Source organism: Streptomyces humi, assembly GCF_001005085.2.
GTDB classification, from domain to species: domain Bacteria; phylum Actinomycetota; class Actinomycetes; order Streptomycetales; family Streptomycetaceae; genus Streptomyces; species Streptomyces humi.
Genome location: NZ_LBMU02000016.1, coordinates 156947 through 171059 on the forward strand (window position 1 = coordinate 156947; position 14113 = coordinate 171059).

General features: G+C 74.4%; 12 protein-coding genes. 4 read left to right on the top strand and 8 right to left on the bottom strand.

All coding sequences use genetic code 11. The features are described from left to right. Positions 1-51: 51 nt before the first annotated feature. A complete protein-coding gene (locus tag AAW13_RS06190) occupies positions 52-1086 on the top strand; it encodes a serine hydrolase (RefSeq protein ID WP_046726702.1) in 1035 nt (344 codons plus the stop codon). A gap of 152 nt (positions 1087-1238) precedes the next feature. Here the strand turns inward: AAW13_RS06190 and mycP are convergent, their stop codons facing one another. Further along, on the bottom strand, positions 1239-2411 hold the full coding sequence (mycP, locus tag AAW13_RS06195) for a type VII secretion-associated serine protease mycosin (protein ID WP_046726703.1): 1173 nt from the start codon (positions 2409-2411) through the stop codon (positions 1239-1241). Continuing rightward, a complete protein-coding gene (locus AAW13_RS06200) occupies positions 2408-3160 on the bottom strand; it encodes a hypothetical protein (RefSeq protein ID WP_338059039.1) in 753 nt (250 codons plus the stop codon). Before AAW13_RS06200 ends, mycP begins: the two co-directional genes overlap by 4 nt. A gap of 1989 nt (positions 3161-5149) precedes the next feature. Here AAW13_RS06200 and AAW13_RS06205 point away from each other — a divergent pair. Further along, entirely contained in the window at positions 5150-6352 is a 1203-nt protein-coding gene (locus AAW13_RS06205; protein ID WP_046726704.1) for an amino acid deaminase/aldolase, read from the top strand. Positions 6353-6415: 63 nt separating this feature from the next. Here the strand turns inward: AAW13_RS06205 and AAW13_RS06210 are convergent, their stop codons facing one another. Genes AAW13_RS06210 through AAW13_RS06220 form a run of 3 tightly spaced genes read right to left on the bottom strand, consistent with a single transcriptional unit; the run spans position 6416 to position 9950 of the window. Beyond that, positions 6416-7207 (bottom strand): 3-oxoacyl-ACP reductase, encoded by a 792-nt coding sequence (locus tag AAW13_RS06210; protein ID WP_046726705.1) that lies wholly within the window; start codon positions 7205-7207, stop codon positions 6416-6418. Beyond that, complete coding sequence (locus AAW13_RS06215) at positions 7204-8583, bottom strand: aldehyde dehydrogenase family protein (protein ID WP_079178719.1); 1380 nt, start codon at positions 8581-8583, stop codon at positions 7204-7206. The genes AAW13_RS06210 and AAW13_RS06215 overlap by 4 nt, the downstream gene beginning before the upstream one ends. Positions 8584-8591: 8 nt before the next feature. After that, a complete protein-coding gene (locus AAW13_RS06220; protein ID WP_046726707.1) occupies positions 8592-9950 on the bottom strand; it encodes a glutamine synthetase family protein in 1359 nt (452 codons plus the stop codon). A gap of 107 nt (positions 9951-10057) precedes the next feature. Between AAW13_RS06220 and AAW13_RS06225 the strand changes: the two genes are divergently transcribed. After that, on the top strand, positions 10058-10792 hold the full coding sequence (locus AAW13_RS06225; RefSeq protein ID WP_046726708.1) for a FadR/GntR family transcriptional regulator: 735 nt from the start codon (positions 10058-10060) through the stop codon (positions 10790-10792). 58 nt (positions 10793-10850) lie between these two features. Then, entirely contained in the window at positions 10851-11540 is a 690-nt protein-coding gene (locus AAW13_RS06230; RefSeq protein ID WP_046726709.1) for a gamma-glutamyl-gamma-aminobutyrate hydrolase family protein, read from the top strand. Here AAW13_RS06230 and AAW13_RS06235 read toward each other — a convergent pair. From AAW13_RS06235 to AAW13_RS06245, 3 genes are all read right to left on the bottom strand, one after another. Then, positions 11524-12480: an aminoglycoside phosphotransferase family protein gene (locus tag AAW13_RS06235; RefSeq protein WP_046726710.1), complete on the bottom strand. Its 957-nt coding sequence runs from the start codon at positions 12478-12480 to the stop codon at positions 11524-11526. The genes AAW13_RS06230 and AAW13_RS06235 overlap by 17 nt on opposite strands. A 71-nt stretch (positions 12481-12551) precedes the next feature. Then, positions 12552-13151, bottom strand: a complete 600-nt coding sequence (locus tag AAW13_RS06240) for a hypothetical protein (protein WP_240528545.1) — start codon at positions 13149-13151, stop codon at positions 12552-12554. Between the two features lie 35 nt (positions 13152-13186). Further along, positions 13187-14107, bottom strand: a complete 921-nt coding sequence (locus tag AAW13_RS06245; protein WP_046726712.1) for a LysR family transcriptional regulator — start codon at positions 14105-14107, stop codon at positions 13187-13189. Between the last annotated feature and the right edge of the window lie 6 nt (positions 14108-14113).

Genomic DNA, 14113 nt, shown 5'->3' on the forward strand with positions numbered 1-14113 from the left:
TCTAACTTCCAGCAAACGGCTCACACAGTCCCCGCCCCGAGCATCACGGGCATGGAGTCCCCCAGAGCCACCTCCGGTTCCCGCCGCGGCCGGCGCCGCGCCCGGCCCCGGCGCCGGGCCGTTCTCTACGTCTCCCTCGCCACGGTCGCCGTCGTCGGCGCGACGGCGGCGGGGACCGTGTACGTGCAGGCGCACGCCCGTGACGGGGCCGTATCCTCGTCCGCGTCGCCGTCGCCCTCCCTCTCGGCCTCGGCGGACGGGGAGGCATCGGTGGAACCCGTGACGGAACCGGCGGCCGTGGACCGGGACGCGCTGCTGAGCACGGCGATGGCGAAGGTGACCGTGCCGGCGGGGGCGAAGGTGTCGGCGGCGGTGCTGGACCTGGACTCCGGTGACAGCGCGGTGTACGGCGACGCGGCCTTCGACACCGCGAGCATCGTCAAGGTCGACATCCTGGCGACGCTGCTGCTCCAGGCGCAGGACGCGGGGCGTCAGCTGACGGCGACGGAGCAGGCGTACGCCACGAAGATGATCGAGAACAGCGACAACACGTCGGCGTCCCAGCTGTGGGACGAGATCGGGCAGGCGGCGGGGCTGGACGCGGCGAACAAGCGGTTCGGGCTGACGTCCACCGAGGGGGGCGACGGGGCGCTGTGGGGTCTGACCCAGACCACGGCGGCGGACCAGCTCGTCCTGCTGCGGCAGGTGTTCGGCGACGGTTCGAAGCTGAGCGAGGCCTCGCGGGCCTATGTCCAGGGGCTGATGAAGACGGTCGAGTCCGACCAGCGGTGGGGGGTTTCCGCGGCGGCGGACGGTTCCGGGTCCGCGCTGAAGAACGGGTGGCTGGCGCGGAGCACGACCGGGCTGTGGGACGTCAACAGCATCGGACGGGTGACGGTGGGCGGGACGGACTACCTGGTGGCCGTGCTGTCGAAGGGGACCGTGAGCCAGGCGAAGGGGATCTCGCTGGTGGAGGCGGCGGCGAAGGCGGCGGTCGGTTCCTTCGCGGGGGCTGACTCTTCTTCCCGGTCCGCTTCGGCTTCGGCCGTGGCCTCGGCCTCGGCTTCGGCTTCGGCTTCGCAGTAGGGGGCGGGTGCGGGGGTTCGCCGGCGGGTGCGGGGGTTCGCCGGCGTGGGCAGGTCCGGTGGGGGCTTGTCGCGCGGTTTCTCTCCCGGCCTTCGGCCGGGGGTATCCCCAGCGCCCCGGACGGAGCCCCTGGCCTCGGGTGTCTCAGAAGGTCAGGGGGTTTCGAGGGAGCGGCGGCGGGATCGCCACAGGACTGTCGCGGCCACCAGGAGGACGCCGCCGGCGCCGCCGGCCAGGGGGGCCGCCCAGTCGGAGGCGCTCGTCGTGCTCTTCTCCTCGTCCGGGCCCGGGCCGAAGTACTTCTTCCCGTACGACGCCGCCGTCAGGTTCTCCGTCCGCAGCTTGGCCGCCGCCTTGATGGCCGCCGCCGGATCGATCATGCCGAAGCCCCGGGAGTCGTCGCGGCCGCCGGACGGGGCGTCACGGGCGGTGTCCTCCACGAGCTTCTTGACCTGCGCCGGGGTGAGCCCGGGGTGGGCGGCCTTGATCAGGGCCACGGCTCCTGAGACGAAGGCGGAGGCCGCGCTGGTCCCCCAGCCCTCGTAGTACCTGTGGTCCGGGTCCGCGATGACGATGTCGTCGCCGGGCGCGCTGACCGTGGCGTACCAGCGGCGGGTGGAGAAGGAGGCGCGGGTGCCGAACTTGTCCACGGCGGTGGCCGCGATGACACCCGGGTAGGCGGCCGGGTACGAGATGTGGTCGCCCTTGTCGCCGCCGTTGCCGGCCGAGGCGACCACCACGACGTCCTTCTTCAGGGCGTACTGGATGGCCTCGTCCTCGCTGGGTTCGGGATGCGCGGAGTCGGAGTCGTCGCCGAGGGAGAGGTTGATGACGTCGGCGCCGTGGTCGGCGGCCCAGCGGATGCCCTCGGCGAGGGCGTCGCCCCGGGTGGAACGGGCCTTGCCGCGGGCGCTGTCGCCGTCCTCGAGGATCACCCGGACCGGCAGGATCCTGGCTTCGGGCGCCACACCCATCACGCCGTCGCCGTCGCCGATCCCGTGGCCGTGACCGGCGATGATGCCGGCCATGGCGGTACCGTGCCGGGCCCAGTCGCGCTGGCCCTGGCGGGCACCGAAGCCGATCATGTCCTTGGCGGCCAGTACGTTGCCGACCAGGTCGGGGTGGTCGGCCTCGACACCCGTGTCCAGGACCGCGACCGTGATGCCCTTGCCCTTGGTGGTCTGCCAGGCCTCGTCGAGGTGCAGGGCGGACAGGCCCCACTGCTGGGCGCGGATGCTGTCCGCGTACGCGGTGGTGGACGGCAGGAGGGCGACCGCACCGGCGAGCAGCAGGCTCACCGCGGCCCCGGTTGCGCGGCGCTTCATGAGGGCTTCTCCGTTGCCGGGCCGGTGATGGTCTGGCGCAGTCGCCGTTCGACGCGGTCGGCCAGGCCCTGTGCCTCGTTGCCGAGGCCGGCCTGGGCCGCGGCCGTGGTGGCGCCGGACGCCTCGGCGTCGGCGGCGGCCTGCGGGGTGTCGACGGTGCGGCCGTCGGCCCAGCCGGAGACGGCGTAGGCGACGACCGGGGAGTCGGTGAGCACGGAGATCGCCCAGGAGGCGCGCTGGTGCGGGCCGAACCGCTCGGCCGCGGTGCCCTTCGCGGCGTACGGCTGGGGCATCAGGTCGGTGCGGCGGTCCAGGTGCTCGTCGGCGAAGCGCCTGGCGAGGGCGGTCATGCCGGCCGGGTCGGCCTTCGTGAAGAGCAGCCCCACGGTCGTCACGTAGCTCTGGGTGGCGTCGGTGTAGGTGGCGCGGATCAGGCGCCGGCACCCGACCGGGGCGAGCACCTTGCGCAGCAGGGGGTCGAAGGCGTCCGCGCAGCCGGTGTCCGGTGCGACGGCGATCCGGGTCCAGCTGCGGTCGGCTCCGCCGGGGCCGGCGCCGGTGCCGAGCACGGTGGGCGGGAACAGTTCGTCGACGGGCACGTTGTGCCACAGGTCGGCGGCGGAGCTGAAGCTGCCGGCCGCGGTCGCGTCACCGCCGTCGTCGATGATCCAGCTGCCGGTCACCGCGCCTCCGATGAGGCCGAGGCCGAGCACCATGCAGGCGGCGGCAGCGGCGGTGCGGGGGGCCACGCGACCGACCAACGACAGCCCCCGACCACGCTCGTCGTACCCCTCCGGTTCAGCGAACGTGACAACGGGCCGGTCCCGGCCGGGAGTTCCCGCGGCGGCGCTCCACGACATGGCGGGGTCCGGCACGGGACCGCCGTGGGCGCCGACGGAACCACCGTGACCGACGGCCGTCACGGGAGCCGTCACGGGGGGCACCGTCGGGCGCGGCGGAGCATCGACGACCGCGGACCGCACCGGCGGCGGCACGACGGAGGACTGAACGGGGGACTGAACGGGGGACTGAACGGAAGGCCGAGAAGCCCCGGCCCCCGACCCGTCACCGCCCGCGGAGGCACCGCCGGAACGCGGCCCGCCGCCGGACGCCGGTGCGCCGCCGGTACGTATGGCACCTCCGGCTGCCGGGACGCCGTCCGGACGGGCGGCACCCCCCGGTGCCGAGGGACCACCGGGACGCGACACACCACCGGAAGCCGGTGCGACACCGGGGCGCGACGCACCACCGGAAGCGGGAGCGGCGCCGGGACGCGGCACGCGGCCGGACGTCGAAGTGCCGTCGGCGGCGCGAGCGTCGCCGGATGCCGGCGCGCGGTCGGGACGTGCGGTGCCGTCGGGCGTCGGGGTGCTACGGGGTATCGGAGTGCCGCCCGGTCGTGCGGGGGTGACGGCCGTCGGAGGGGCCGTCGGGCGGGGCGGGGTGGCGGGTCCGGAGGCCGGACGCGGGGCACCGCCGGGCGTCGGGGGCTCGGACGGGCGGGGTGGGACGGCGGGCGTCGGCGACTGGGCCGTGCGCTGCGACGGCGGGGTGGTCCTCGGGGGCGTCGTGGGGCGGGGCGGCGCCGTGGGCACCGGGAACGTCCGCATGTGGGGGCTCCACGCGCTGCCCGACACCGGCGCACCGAGGCCGGTCGGGAAGTCACCGCGGGGCTGCTCGACCCGCGCGGGTCCGGTCGCCCCCGCGGAGCCTCCGGCCCCGTCACTCGACGACGATCGCTCGTCCCACGAGGGCTCCCGCGTCGCAGGGGCCGTCGGTACAGCTCGGCCGCCGGGCTCCCGCGTCGCAGGGGCCGTCGGTACGGCACGGCCGCCGGGCTCCCGCGTCGCAGGGGCCGTCGGTACGGCACGGCCGCCGGGCTCCCGCGTCGCAGGGGCCGTCGGTACGGCACGGCCGCCGGGCTCCCGCGTCGCAGGGGCCGTCGGTACGGCACGGCCGCCGGGCTCCCGCGTCGCAGGGGCCGTAGGTGCGGATCGGCCGGTGGGCTCCCGCGTCGCAGGGGCCGTAGGTGCGGATCGGCCGGTGGGCTCCCGCGTCGTAGGGGCCGTAGGTGCGGATCGGCCGGTGGGTTCCCGGCTCGGGGGTGTGGTCCGGGGCGGGCGGAGGTTGGGGTAGCGGGGGCGGGTGACGCGTTCGGTGGGCGTCGGGCCGTCGGCCGTCCGGTCCCCCGTGCCCTGTTCGCCCTGCCCCACCGCACCGCCCCGACTCGTCCGGTCATCACGACTCCGCTGCCCGCCGGGCCGGCCCGGCAGCTGGTCCTGCTGCCCGGCGTCATCGGCCCCACCGGTGAATACGTCGGACCGGCGCGAGCCATTCACCCGGTGGGGACGCTCGAAGAAACCCGGTACGTGACCGCCGCCACCGTCGGCCGTGGGCGCGGGCTCGTCCGGCGCCGGCGCCGGGTCCGGCGAAGGGCGTCGCGGGATCGGGGCGTGCCGCGCTTCCCTGCTCATGCGCCCCCCGTTTCCTCGTACCCGGGCCAACTTCTCGTACGGGCCGTCGTGCTCCCCGGCGCGGAGACCTCCGCCCCCGGCAGGCATACCCCTGCCCGCGGATCATCATCCCGGCGCGGGTCGGGCGACCGGAGCCGGCTCCGTCGTACGTGCGCGTCACTCTACGGGTTGTACGAGGGCGAACGGGAACCAGTCCACGCCCCGGCGGCATCTGCCCGGATCGTCCCCCTACCCTGCGGTAATCCTGTCTGGCAGGCTGCGTCCATGACTGCGCGCGCCGCCGACCGGGCCCGTTACGACCGGGCCACCGCCCACCTGGACGCCCCCCTCGCGATCGTGGACCTGGAGGCCTTCGACGCCAACGCGGACGATCTCGTACGCCGGGCCGGCGGCAAGCCGATCCGGGTCGCGAGCAAGTCCGTGCGCTGCCGCCACCTGCTGGAACGGGTCCTGGCGAAGGACGGGTTCGCCGGGATCATGTCGTTCACGCTCGCGGAGTCGCTGTGGCTCGCGCGTTCGGGGTTCGACGACGTCCTCCTCGCCTACCCGTCCGCCGACCGGGCCCGGTTCGCGGAGCTGGCCGCCGATCCCAAGCTCGCCGCCGCCGTGACGGTGATGATCGACGATCCGGCGCAGCTCGACCTGATCGACGCGGCTCGTGACGGCGGCACCGAAGTGGTCCGGGTCTGCCTGGAGTTGGACACCTCGCTGAAGCTGCTCGGGGGCCGGGTGCGGGTCGGGGCCCGGCGCTCGCCGCTGCACTCCCCCGCACAGCTCGCCGACCTGGCGCGGACGGTGGCCCGGCGGCCGGGCTTCACGCTGGTCGGGATCATGGGGTACGAGGGGCACATCGCCGGGGTCGGGGACGACGTCGCCGGCCGGCCCCTGCGGTCCCGCGCGGTGCGGCTGATGCAGGCCACCGCCCGTCGCGAGCTGGCGGAGCGGCGTGCCGCCGTGGTGCGGGCGGTCCGGGCGGTCGCGCCGGACCTGGAGTTCGTCAACGGCGGCGGCACGGGCAGTGTGGGGACCACGGCGGCGGAGGACGCGGTCACCGAGATCGCGGCGGGCTCGGGCCTGTACGTGCCGCGGCTCTTCGACAACTACACGTCGTTCACCGGCCGGCCGGCCGCGCTCTTCGCCATGCCGGTGGTACGGCGGCCCGGCGTCGGGGTGGTCACCGTGCTCGGCGGCGGCTACCCGGCCTCGGGCGTCGCGGGCACCGACCGGCTGCCCGTGCCGTACCTCCCGGAGGGGCTGTCGTACGACGCGCAGGAGGGCCCGGGCGAGGTGCAGACCCCGTTGCTCGGCTCGGCGGCGGACGATCTGCTGATCGGCGACAAGGTGTGGTTCCGGCATGCCAAGGCGGGCGAACTGTGCGAGCGGTTCGCCGAGTTGCAACTGGTCGAGGGCGACCGGGTGACGGCGACCGTACCGACGTACCGCGGCGAAGGTCACACCTTCCTCTGACCTCGGGGCCTGCCCTCCGTGGGGGCCGGGCCGGCTGTGCCGGTGCCCGGCCCCCTCGGACGCCTACAGGGGCGTGACGTACGCCCCGGAGATCCCGCCGTCCACCAGGAAGTCACTGGCGTTGACGAACGAGGAGTCGTCGCTGGCCAGGAAGGCGACGGCGGCGGCGATCTCCTCGGCCTCGGCGAACCGGCCGAGCGGGATGTGCACCAGGCGGCGGGCGGCCCGCTCCGGGTCCTTGGCGAACAGCTCCTGGAGCAACGGGGTGTTGACCGGGCCGGGGCAGAGCGCGTTGACGCGGATGCCCTCCCGGGCGAACTGCACGCCGAGTTCACGGGACATGGCCAGAACTCCGCCCTTGGAGGCGGTGTACGAGATCTGCGAGGTGGCCGCGCCCATCCGGGCCACGAAGGACGCCGTGTTGATGATGGAGCCCTTGCCCTGCCGCCGCATGTAGGGGATGGCGGCCTTGCAGCACAGGTAGACGGAGGTGAGGTTGACCTCCTGGACACGCTTCCAGGCCTCCAGCCCGGTCTCCAGGATGGAGTCGTCGTCGGGCGGGGAGATACCGGCGTTGTTGAACGCGACGTCGACGCTGCCGTAGGTGTCGTAGGCCGTCTTGAACAGGGCCTCGACCTGCTCGGCGTCGGTGACGTCGACCTTGACGAAGATCCCGCCCACTTCCTCGGCGGCGGCCTTGCCGCGGGTCTCGTCGACGTCGCCGCAGACGACGTGCGCGCCCTCGGAGGCCAGCCGCCGCGCGGTGGCGAGGCCGATGCCACTGCCCGCGCCGGTGATGACGGCGGTACGGCCGACGAGCCGGCGGCAGACGATCTCTTCGGTGGATGCGGTCACTGTGCGGGGCCCTCCGTGCTGATGAAGACGTTCTTGGTCTCGGTGAAGGCGGTGAGGGCGTCCGGGCCGAGTTCGCGGCCGATCCCCGACTGCTTGAAGCCGCCGAAGGGGGTCCAGTAGCGGACGCTGGAGTGGGAGTTGACGGACAGGTTGCCGGCCTTGACGGCCTGCGAGACGCGCAGGGCGCGGCCCACGTCCCGGGTCCAGACCGAACCGGAGAGGCCGTACTCGGTGTCGTTGGCGAGCCGGATCGCGTCGGCCTCGTCCTCGAAGGGGATGACGACGGCGACCGGTCCGAAGACCTCCTCGACGGCCACCCGCGCCCGCGGGTCGACGTCGGTGAGCACGGTCGGCGGGAACCAGAAGCCGGGGCCCCCGGGGGCCGTGCCGCGGATCCCCGGCGCGTCCGCGTCGACGTAGGAACGGACGCGTTCGAGCTGGGACTTGGAGATCAGCGGGCCGATGTCCGTCTTCTCGTCCGCCGGGTCGCCCACGGTGACGGACTCGATCGCGGGCGCGAGGAGGTCCAGGAAGCGGTCGTGGACCGTCCGCTGGACGAGGATGCGGGTGCGGGCGCAGCAGTCCTGCCCGGAGTTGTCCAGGAAGGACATCGGGGCGGCGGCCGCCGCCGCCTCGAGGTCGGCGTCGGCGAAGACGATGTTGGGGCTCTTGCCGCCGAGTTCGAGGGTCACCCGCTTCACCTGGTCGGCACAGCGCGCCATGATGCGCTTGCCGACGCGGGTGGAGCCGGTGAACACGATCTTGGCGACGCCCGGGTGTCCCACCAGCGCCTCGCCCGCGATGTCGCCGCGGCCCGGCAGAACCTGGAAGAGGTGCTCGGGCAGGCCTGCCGCCAGGGCGAGTTCGGCGAGCCGGAGCGCGGTGAGCGGGGTCGTCTCGGCGGGCTTGAGGATCACCGCGTTGCCGGCCGCGAGGGCGGGTGCGGTGCCCCACGCGGCGATGGGCATCGGGAAGTTCCAGGGGGCGATGACGCCGACGACCCCGAGGGGTTCGAGGAGGGTGACGTCGAGGCCGCCGGGAACCGGGATCTGGCGTCCCGTCAGGCGTTCCACTCCGCCGGCCGCGTAGTCGAGCAGGTCGCGGACGTTGCCGGCCTCCCAGCGGGCGTTGCCGATGGTGTGCCCGGCCTCCCGGACCTCCAGCCGGGCCAGCTCCTCCCGGTGTTCGTCCACGACGACCGCGAACCGGCGCAGCAGCCGGGCCCGTTCGGCGGGCGTGAGGGCGGACCACTCGGCCTGGGCCCGTGCGGCCCGGCGCACCGCGGTGTCCACGTCCTGCTCCACGGCCCCCGCGACGGTCGCGATCACCTCCTCCGTGGCCGGGTTGAGGACGTCGAGTTCGTACTGTTGCGACAAGTGGTGCCTCACATGCGTTCGAAGGAGCGGCGCAGCTCCCAGTCGGTCACCGCGGCGTCGAAGGCCTCCAGTTCGACGCGGGCCATGTTGCGGTAGTGCGCGACGACCTCGTCGCCGAAGGCGGCCTTGGCGACGGGGCTGTTCTCCCAGAGTTCGGCGGCCTCGCGGAGGGTGGTCGGGACGTGCGCGAAGTCGGCGGCGTAGGCGTTGCCGGGGCAGGGTTCGGGAAGTTCCAGCTTCTGTTCGATGCCGTACAGGCCGGCCGCGACCAGTCCGGCGACGGCGAGGTGCGGGTTGACGTCGCCGCCGGGCAGCCGGTTCTCGAAGCGCAGCGAGCGGCCGTGGCCGACGACCCTGAGCGCACAGGTGCGGTTGTCGTGGCCCCAGGCGACCGCGGTCGGGGCGAAGGAGCCCGGCTGGAACCGCTTGTAGCTGTTGATGTTGGGGGCGTAGAGGAGCGAGAAGTCCCGGAGGGCGGCGAGCTGTCCGGCGAGGAAGTGCCGCATGACGTCGGACATGCCGTGCTCGGCCGCGAACACGTTACGGCCGTCCGTGTCCGTCAGCGACAGGTGGATGTGGCAGGAGTTGCCCTCGCGTTCGTTGTACTTGGCCATGAAGGTGAGGGAGACGCCCTCCTGGGCGGCGATCTCCTTGGCGCCGGTCTTGTAGATCGCGTGCTGGTCGCAGGTGACCAGGGCCTCGTCGTAGCGGAAGGCGATCTCGTGCTGGCCGGGGTTGCACTCGCCCTTGGCGGACTCGACGGTCAGTCCGGCGCCCGCCATCTCGTTGCGGATCCGGCGAAGCAGGGGCTCGATCCGTCCGGTCCCCAGCACCGAGTAGTCGATGTTGTACTGGTTGGCCGGGGTCAGCCCGCGGTAGTTCGCGTCCCAGGCGGCCTCGTACGTGTCCTTGAACACGATGAACTCCAGCTCCGTACCGACCTGCGCGGTGTAGCCGAGTTCGGCGAGGCGCTCCAGCTGGCGGCGGAGGATCTGGCGGGGGGCGGCGACGACCGGGGAGCCGTCGTTCCAGGCGAGGTCGGCGACGAGCATCGCGGTGCCCGGGTTCCAGGGCACGCGACGGAGGGTGGCGAGGTCGGGGTGCATGGCGAAGTCGCCGTAGCCGCGGTCCCAGGAGGACATGTCGTAGCCGTCGACGGTGTTCATCTCGGTGTCGACGGCGAGGAGGTAGTTGCAGCCCTCGGTGCCGTGGCGGAGGACCTCGTCGAGGAAGAACCGGGCGGCGAACCGCTTGCCCTGCAACCGCCCTTGCATGTCGGGGAAGGCCAGGACGACAGTGTCGATCTCGCCGCCCGCGACGAGGGCGTGCAGTTCCTCGACGCTCAGCGGGGGTGTGCGGTCTGCCACGGGGGAGCTCCTTCGGCTTCTCTCACGTCGGTACTGCACTGCTGCGGCCGGGCCGGGAGCTCTAAGGTATGGGTGAGAACCATTGCTTGGGAAGGGGGTACGGCCCTATGTCGCTGGATGCGGACGGCGCCCTCGACGACCCGTTGACCCCGGTGCTGCGGCCGGTACGGGCGGGCAACGGCTTCGAGGAGGCGCTGGAGCAGATCCTCCAGGTCGTCCGTCTCGGCCTGGTCCCGGGCGGCGAACGGCTGCCCGCCGAGCGGGAGCTCGCGGAACGCCTCGGCATCAGCCGGGTGACGCTGCGCGAGGTGCTGAAGGTGCTCCAGGACCAGGGTCTGGTGGAGTCCCGCCGGGGGCGGTACGGCGGCACGTTCGTGCTGCCGCGGACGGACGCGGGCGGCGAGGACGAGCTGCGCCGCCGGGTCGCCGAGGTCGACATCGAGGACGTGCTGCGGTTCCGCGAGGTGCTGGAGGTGGGGGCGGCCGGACTGTGCGCGTCGCACGGCCTGCCGCCCGACCAGGCGAACCGCCTCCGGGAGGCCCTGGCCCGCACCCACGAGGCACCGCTCGCGGACTACCGCCGCCTGGACACGCTGCTGCACCTGACGGTCGCCGAGCTGTGCGGCTCGCCCTCCCTCACCGCCCAGTACGCGGCGGTGAGGGCGACGGTCAACGACCTGCTGGACTGCATCCCGCTGCTGGTCCGCAACCTGGAGCACTCGCAGCGCCAGCACATCGCGCTGGTGGAGGCGGTGCTGGACGGGGACGCCGACGGCGCCCGGGAGATGATGCGGGAGCACTGCGCGGGCACGGCGGCCCTGCTGCGCGGCTTTCTGGCGTGACGACCGACCCCCGTGCCATAAAGGTATGCGCAGACACCTTTATCTTCGGGAGGGTCCCATGGCCGGACGGCCGCTGATCGGCGTGAGCACGTATCTGGAGGCCGGCACGCGCTGGGGCGTCTGGGAGCTGCCGGCGGCCCTGCTGCCCGCCGGGTACCCGCGGCTGGTCCAGCGGGCCGGCGGCCTGGCCGCGATGCTGCCCCCGGACGCCCCCGAGCACGCGGCGGCCGCGGTGGCCCGCCTGGACGGTCTGGTGATCGCGGGCGGCCCGGACGTCGAGCCGGTCCGCTACGGTGCCGAGCCCGGCCCCCGCACCGGCCGCCCCGACCGCCCCCGGGACGCGTGGGAACTGGCCCTGATCGACGCGGCCCTGGCGGCGCGGCTCCCGCTCCTCGGCATCTGCCGGGGCATGCAGCTGCTGAACGTCGCCCTCGGGGGGACCCTCGTCCAGCACATCGACGGTCACGCGGAGACACCCGGGGTCTTCGGCCACCACCCCGTCAAGCCGGTCCCCGGCACGCTGTACGCCGGCGCGGTCCCGGAGGAGACGTCGGTCCCCACCTTCCACCACCAGGCGGTGGACCGCCTCGGGACGGGACTGGTGGCCTCGGCCCTCGCGACGGACGACGGCACGGTCGAGGCGGTCGAACTCCCCGCCGAACGCGGCTGGGTCCTCGGCGTGCAGTGGCATCCGGAGATGGGCGAGGACCTGCGGGTGATGCGGGCGCTGGTCACAGCCGCGTCCTGAGCCAGGCCAGAGCCGCGTCGCCCTGGGCGCGCTGGAACGGGCGCAGCGCGGGCAGACCGGGCGGCGCCGGCCGCACCGAGTGCGCGAGGAAGAACCCGGTGAGCGCGGCCAGGACGGCGGTGACCCGGGCGGGGTCGGCGTCCCGTCCCAGCGGATGCGCCGTGAAGACCCGCTCCGGGTCAGGGCCGCCCTGGGCCCGTACGCACGGCAGCATCACGAGGAGGTCGAACCAGGGGGCGGCGCGCACGGCGTGTGGCCAGTCGACGAAGACCACCGCGCCGTCGGCGGTGAGCAGCATGTTGTCGGCCCGCAGGTCTGCGTGGGCGAGGGTGTCACCGGCGACGGCCTCGGGCCAGGGGGCGGCGAGTCCGGCCAGTTCCGCGAGGTGCGAGACGGTCCATTCGTCCAGGCGGTCGAGGGTTTCCGCGGGGCCCTCGGCCAACTGGCGCCAGCCGTCGAAGGAGTCCGCGAGGTGCTCCGCGGCGGGCGGGGCGTCGACCGGGGACGGGGTGAGGGCACGGCCGAGGGTGGCCACGGCGTCCAGGACGCGGCACAGCTCCCCGGGGCGCCAGGGGACGTGCGGCTGCCGCCCGTCGACCTCCTCGAAGACGAGGACCACCCAGGTGCCGTCGTCGTAGCTGCCGAGGAGCCGGGGTGCGGGGACGGTGGCGGGGAGGGCGGCGGCGTTGCGGGCCTCCGCGCGGTGCAGGGCGGGGCTGTGCGGGTTGCTGTCGGCGCTGACCGCCTTGACGAACGCGGCCCGGTCGGCGGCGGTGCGGACTCTGGCGGCGACCCCCGGGGAGAAGCCACCGGGTTGGGTGACGGCGTGGGTGACGGGGGCGCCGCCGAGGAGATCGGCGACCGCGCCACGGACGGCGGCGGGCAACGCCTCCCAGGGCATGCGGGCCCCTTCGGCCGGCGGGGCGGTGGGGGTCGACATGAACGGATGGTGCCGGTCGGGACCCCGCCACCGCCACGCCTTTTCACCCCACGCCAGGACCGTTCCCGCTCTCAGGGGTGGCGCAGGCCGGCCGCCTCGGCCAGTGACTCCCGGTCGTCCGTGCCCAGCTCGGCGCCGGCCAGCAGTTCCTCGTCGGCCAGCAGCCGTCGTACCCATGCCGCGTCGGCGGCGAACGCCGCCCGGCAGCGGGCCCGTTCAGGGTGGTCCTGTTCGAGTCCGCCGATCGCCATGTGCCAGGCGTTCGCGGGGTCGGTCGGTGCGGACAGAGCGGCGGCCACCAGCAGGATCCCGAGCAGTTCGGTCCGGCGCGGGACCGACGGATCCGCGGTCAGCCGCAGCAGGTACGGGACGACGGCGGGCATCGCTGCGCTGATGGCCATCGGCCCCGACATCACGAGCCAGTCCAGGGCCCGTTCGGCCGGCTCGGCCGCGTCGGGATCGAGCAGCCCCCGCAGGACGACCGGGACGTCGACCGGGCAGCCGGTGACGGACGCCCACTCCACGTCCTCGCAGCCGGCGAGCGCCGGATGGGCAGCGGCCGCCCGCGCCAGGTGCGGATGGGACGCCGTCAGAGCCGTCGCCGCGGCCACCGCCGCCGCCCCGTGATCCACCTTGCACACCAGCGCGCCCCCTCCGCCGTTCGCGGTCACCGGGGAGAAAGGTAGCCGGTGCCCCCGCGCGGCGGTCAGCCTCGGGTGAGGGAGAGCAGTTCGCGGGCCGGGCCCGTCGGGCGGTGGCCGGTCGGCCACACCGCTCGCAGGTCCCGGCGCAACGCCGCCCCCTCCACCGGGATGCTGACCAGGCGGCGCATCGCCAGTTCCTCGCCCACGGCGAGCTCGCTCAGGACCGCCGGGCCCGCGCCGCCGACCGCCGACGCCTTCACCGCCGTCGTCGAGGACAGCTCGATCAGCGGGCGGGCCAGACCACCGAGGGCCGCGTCGAGGACCTGGCGGGTGCCGGAACCGCGTTCGCGGAGGATGAGCGGGGTCGCCGCCAGTTCCGCCGCGGCCAGCGGGCGCCGGCGGCGGGCCCAGGGGTGGGCGGGGGCGACGACGACGATCAGCCGGTCGTGCGCTATCACCGTCGAGTCCAGCCCCGGCGGGACCGTCAGCCCCTCCACGAACCCCAGGTCGGCCTCGTCCGCGAGCAGCCGCTCCGCCACGGCCGTCGAGTTGCCCGCGAGCAGCGACACCGCCGTGTCCGGCCGCTGGGCGCGCAGCGCCAGCAGCCAGCCCGGCAGCAGGTACTCGGCGATCGTCATGCTCGCCGCGACCCGCAGCCGTGAGTCCCGCCGGTCCCGCAACGCCTGCGCCCCCGCGTCGAACGCCTCCGCCGCCTCCACCACCCGCCGCGCCCAGTCGGTCACCAGCGCCCCGGCGTCCGTGAGCCGGGAGCCGCGCGGTGAGCGGTCGACGAGGGCCACGCCCAGCTGGCGTTCCATCGAGCGGATCCGGCTGCTGGCCGCCGGCTGACTGATCCCGACCTCCCGCGCCGCCGCCCCGAGGCTGCCGAGCCGCGCCACCGCGAGCAGCAGTTCCAGCGCGCCGAGGTCCGGTACCCGGTGCGCCAGCATGCCGCCGCCCACCCGTCCCGCCGTCTCGCTCATAAGACC

What these genes read in the sequence shown, in the direction of transcription:
- AAW13_RS06190 (WP_046726702.1), top strand. Translation starts at nt 52, where the DNA reads ATGGAGTCCCCCAGAGCCACCTCCGGTTCCCGCCGCGGCCGGCGCCGC.
- mycP (WP_046726703.1), bottom strand. Translation starts at nt 2,411, where the DNA reads ATGAAGCGCCGCGCAACCGGGGCCGCGGTGAGCCTGCTGCTCGCCGGT.
- AAW13_RS06205 (WP_046726704.1), top strand. Translation starts at nt 5,150, where the DNA reads ATGACTGCGCGCGCCGCCGACCGGGCCCGTTACGACCGGGCCACCGCC.
- AAW13_RS06225 (WP_046726708.1), top strand. Translation starts at nt 10,058, where the DNA reads ATGTCGCTGGATGCGGACGGCGCCCTCGACGACCCGTTGACCCCGGTG.
- AAW13_RS06230 (WP_046726709.1), top strand. Translation starts at nt 10,851, where the DNA reads ATGGCCGGACGGCCGCTGATCGGCGTGAGCACGTATCTGGAGGCCGGC.
- AAW13_RS06235 (WP_046726710.1), bottom strand. Translation starts at nt 12,480, where the DNA reads ATGTCGACCCCCACCGCCCCGCCGGCCGAAGGGGCCCGCATGCCCTGG.
- AAW13_RS06245 (WP_046726712.1), bottom strand. Translation starts at nt 14,107, where the DNA reads ATGAGCGAGACGGCGGGACGGGTGGGCGGCGGCATGCTGGCGCACCGG.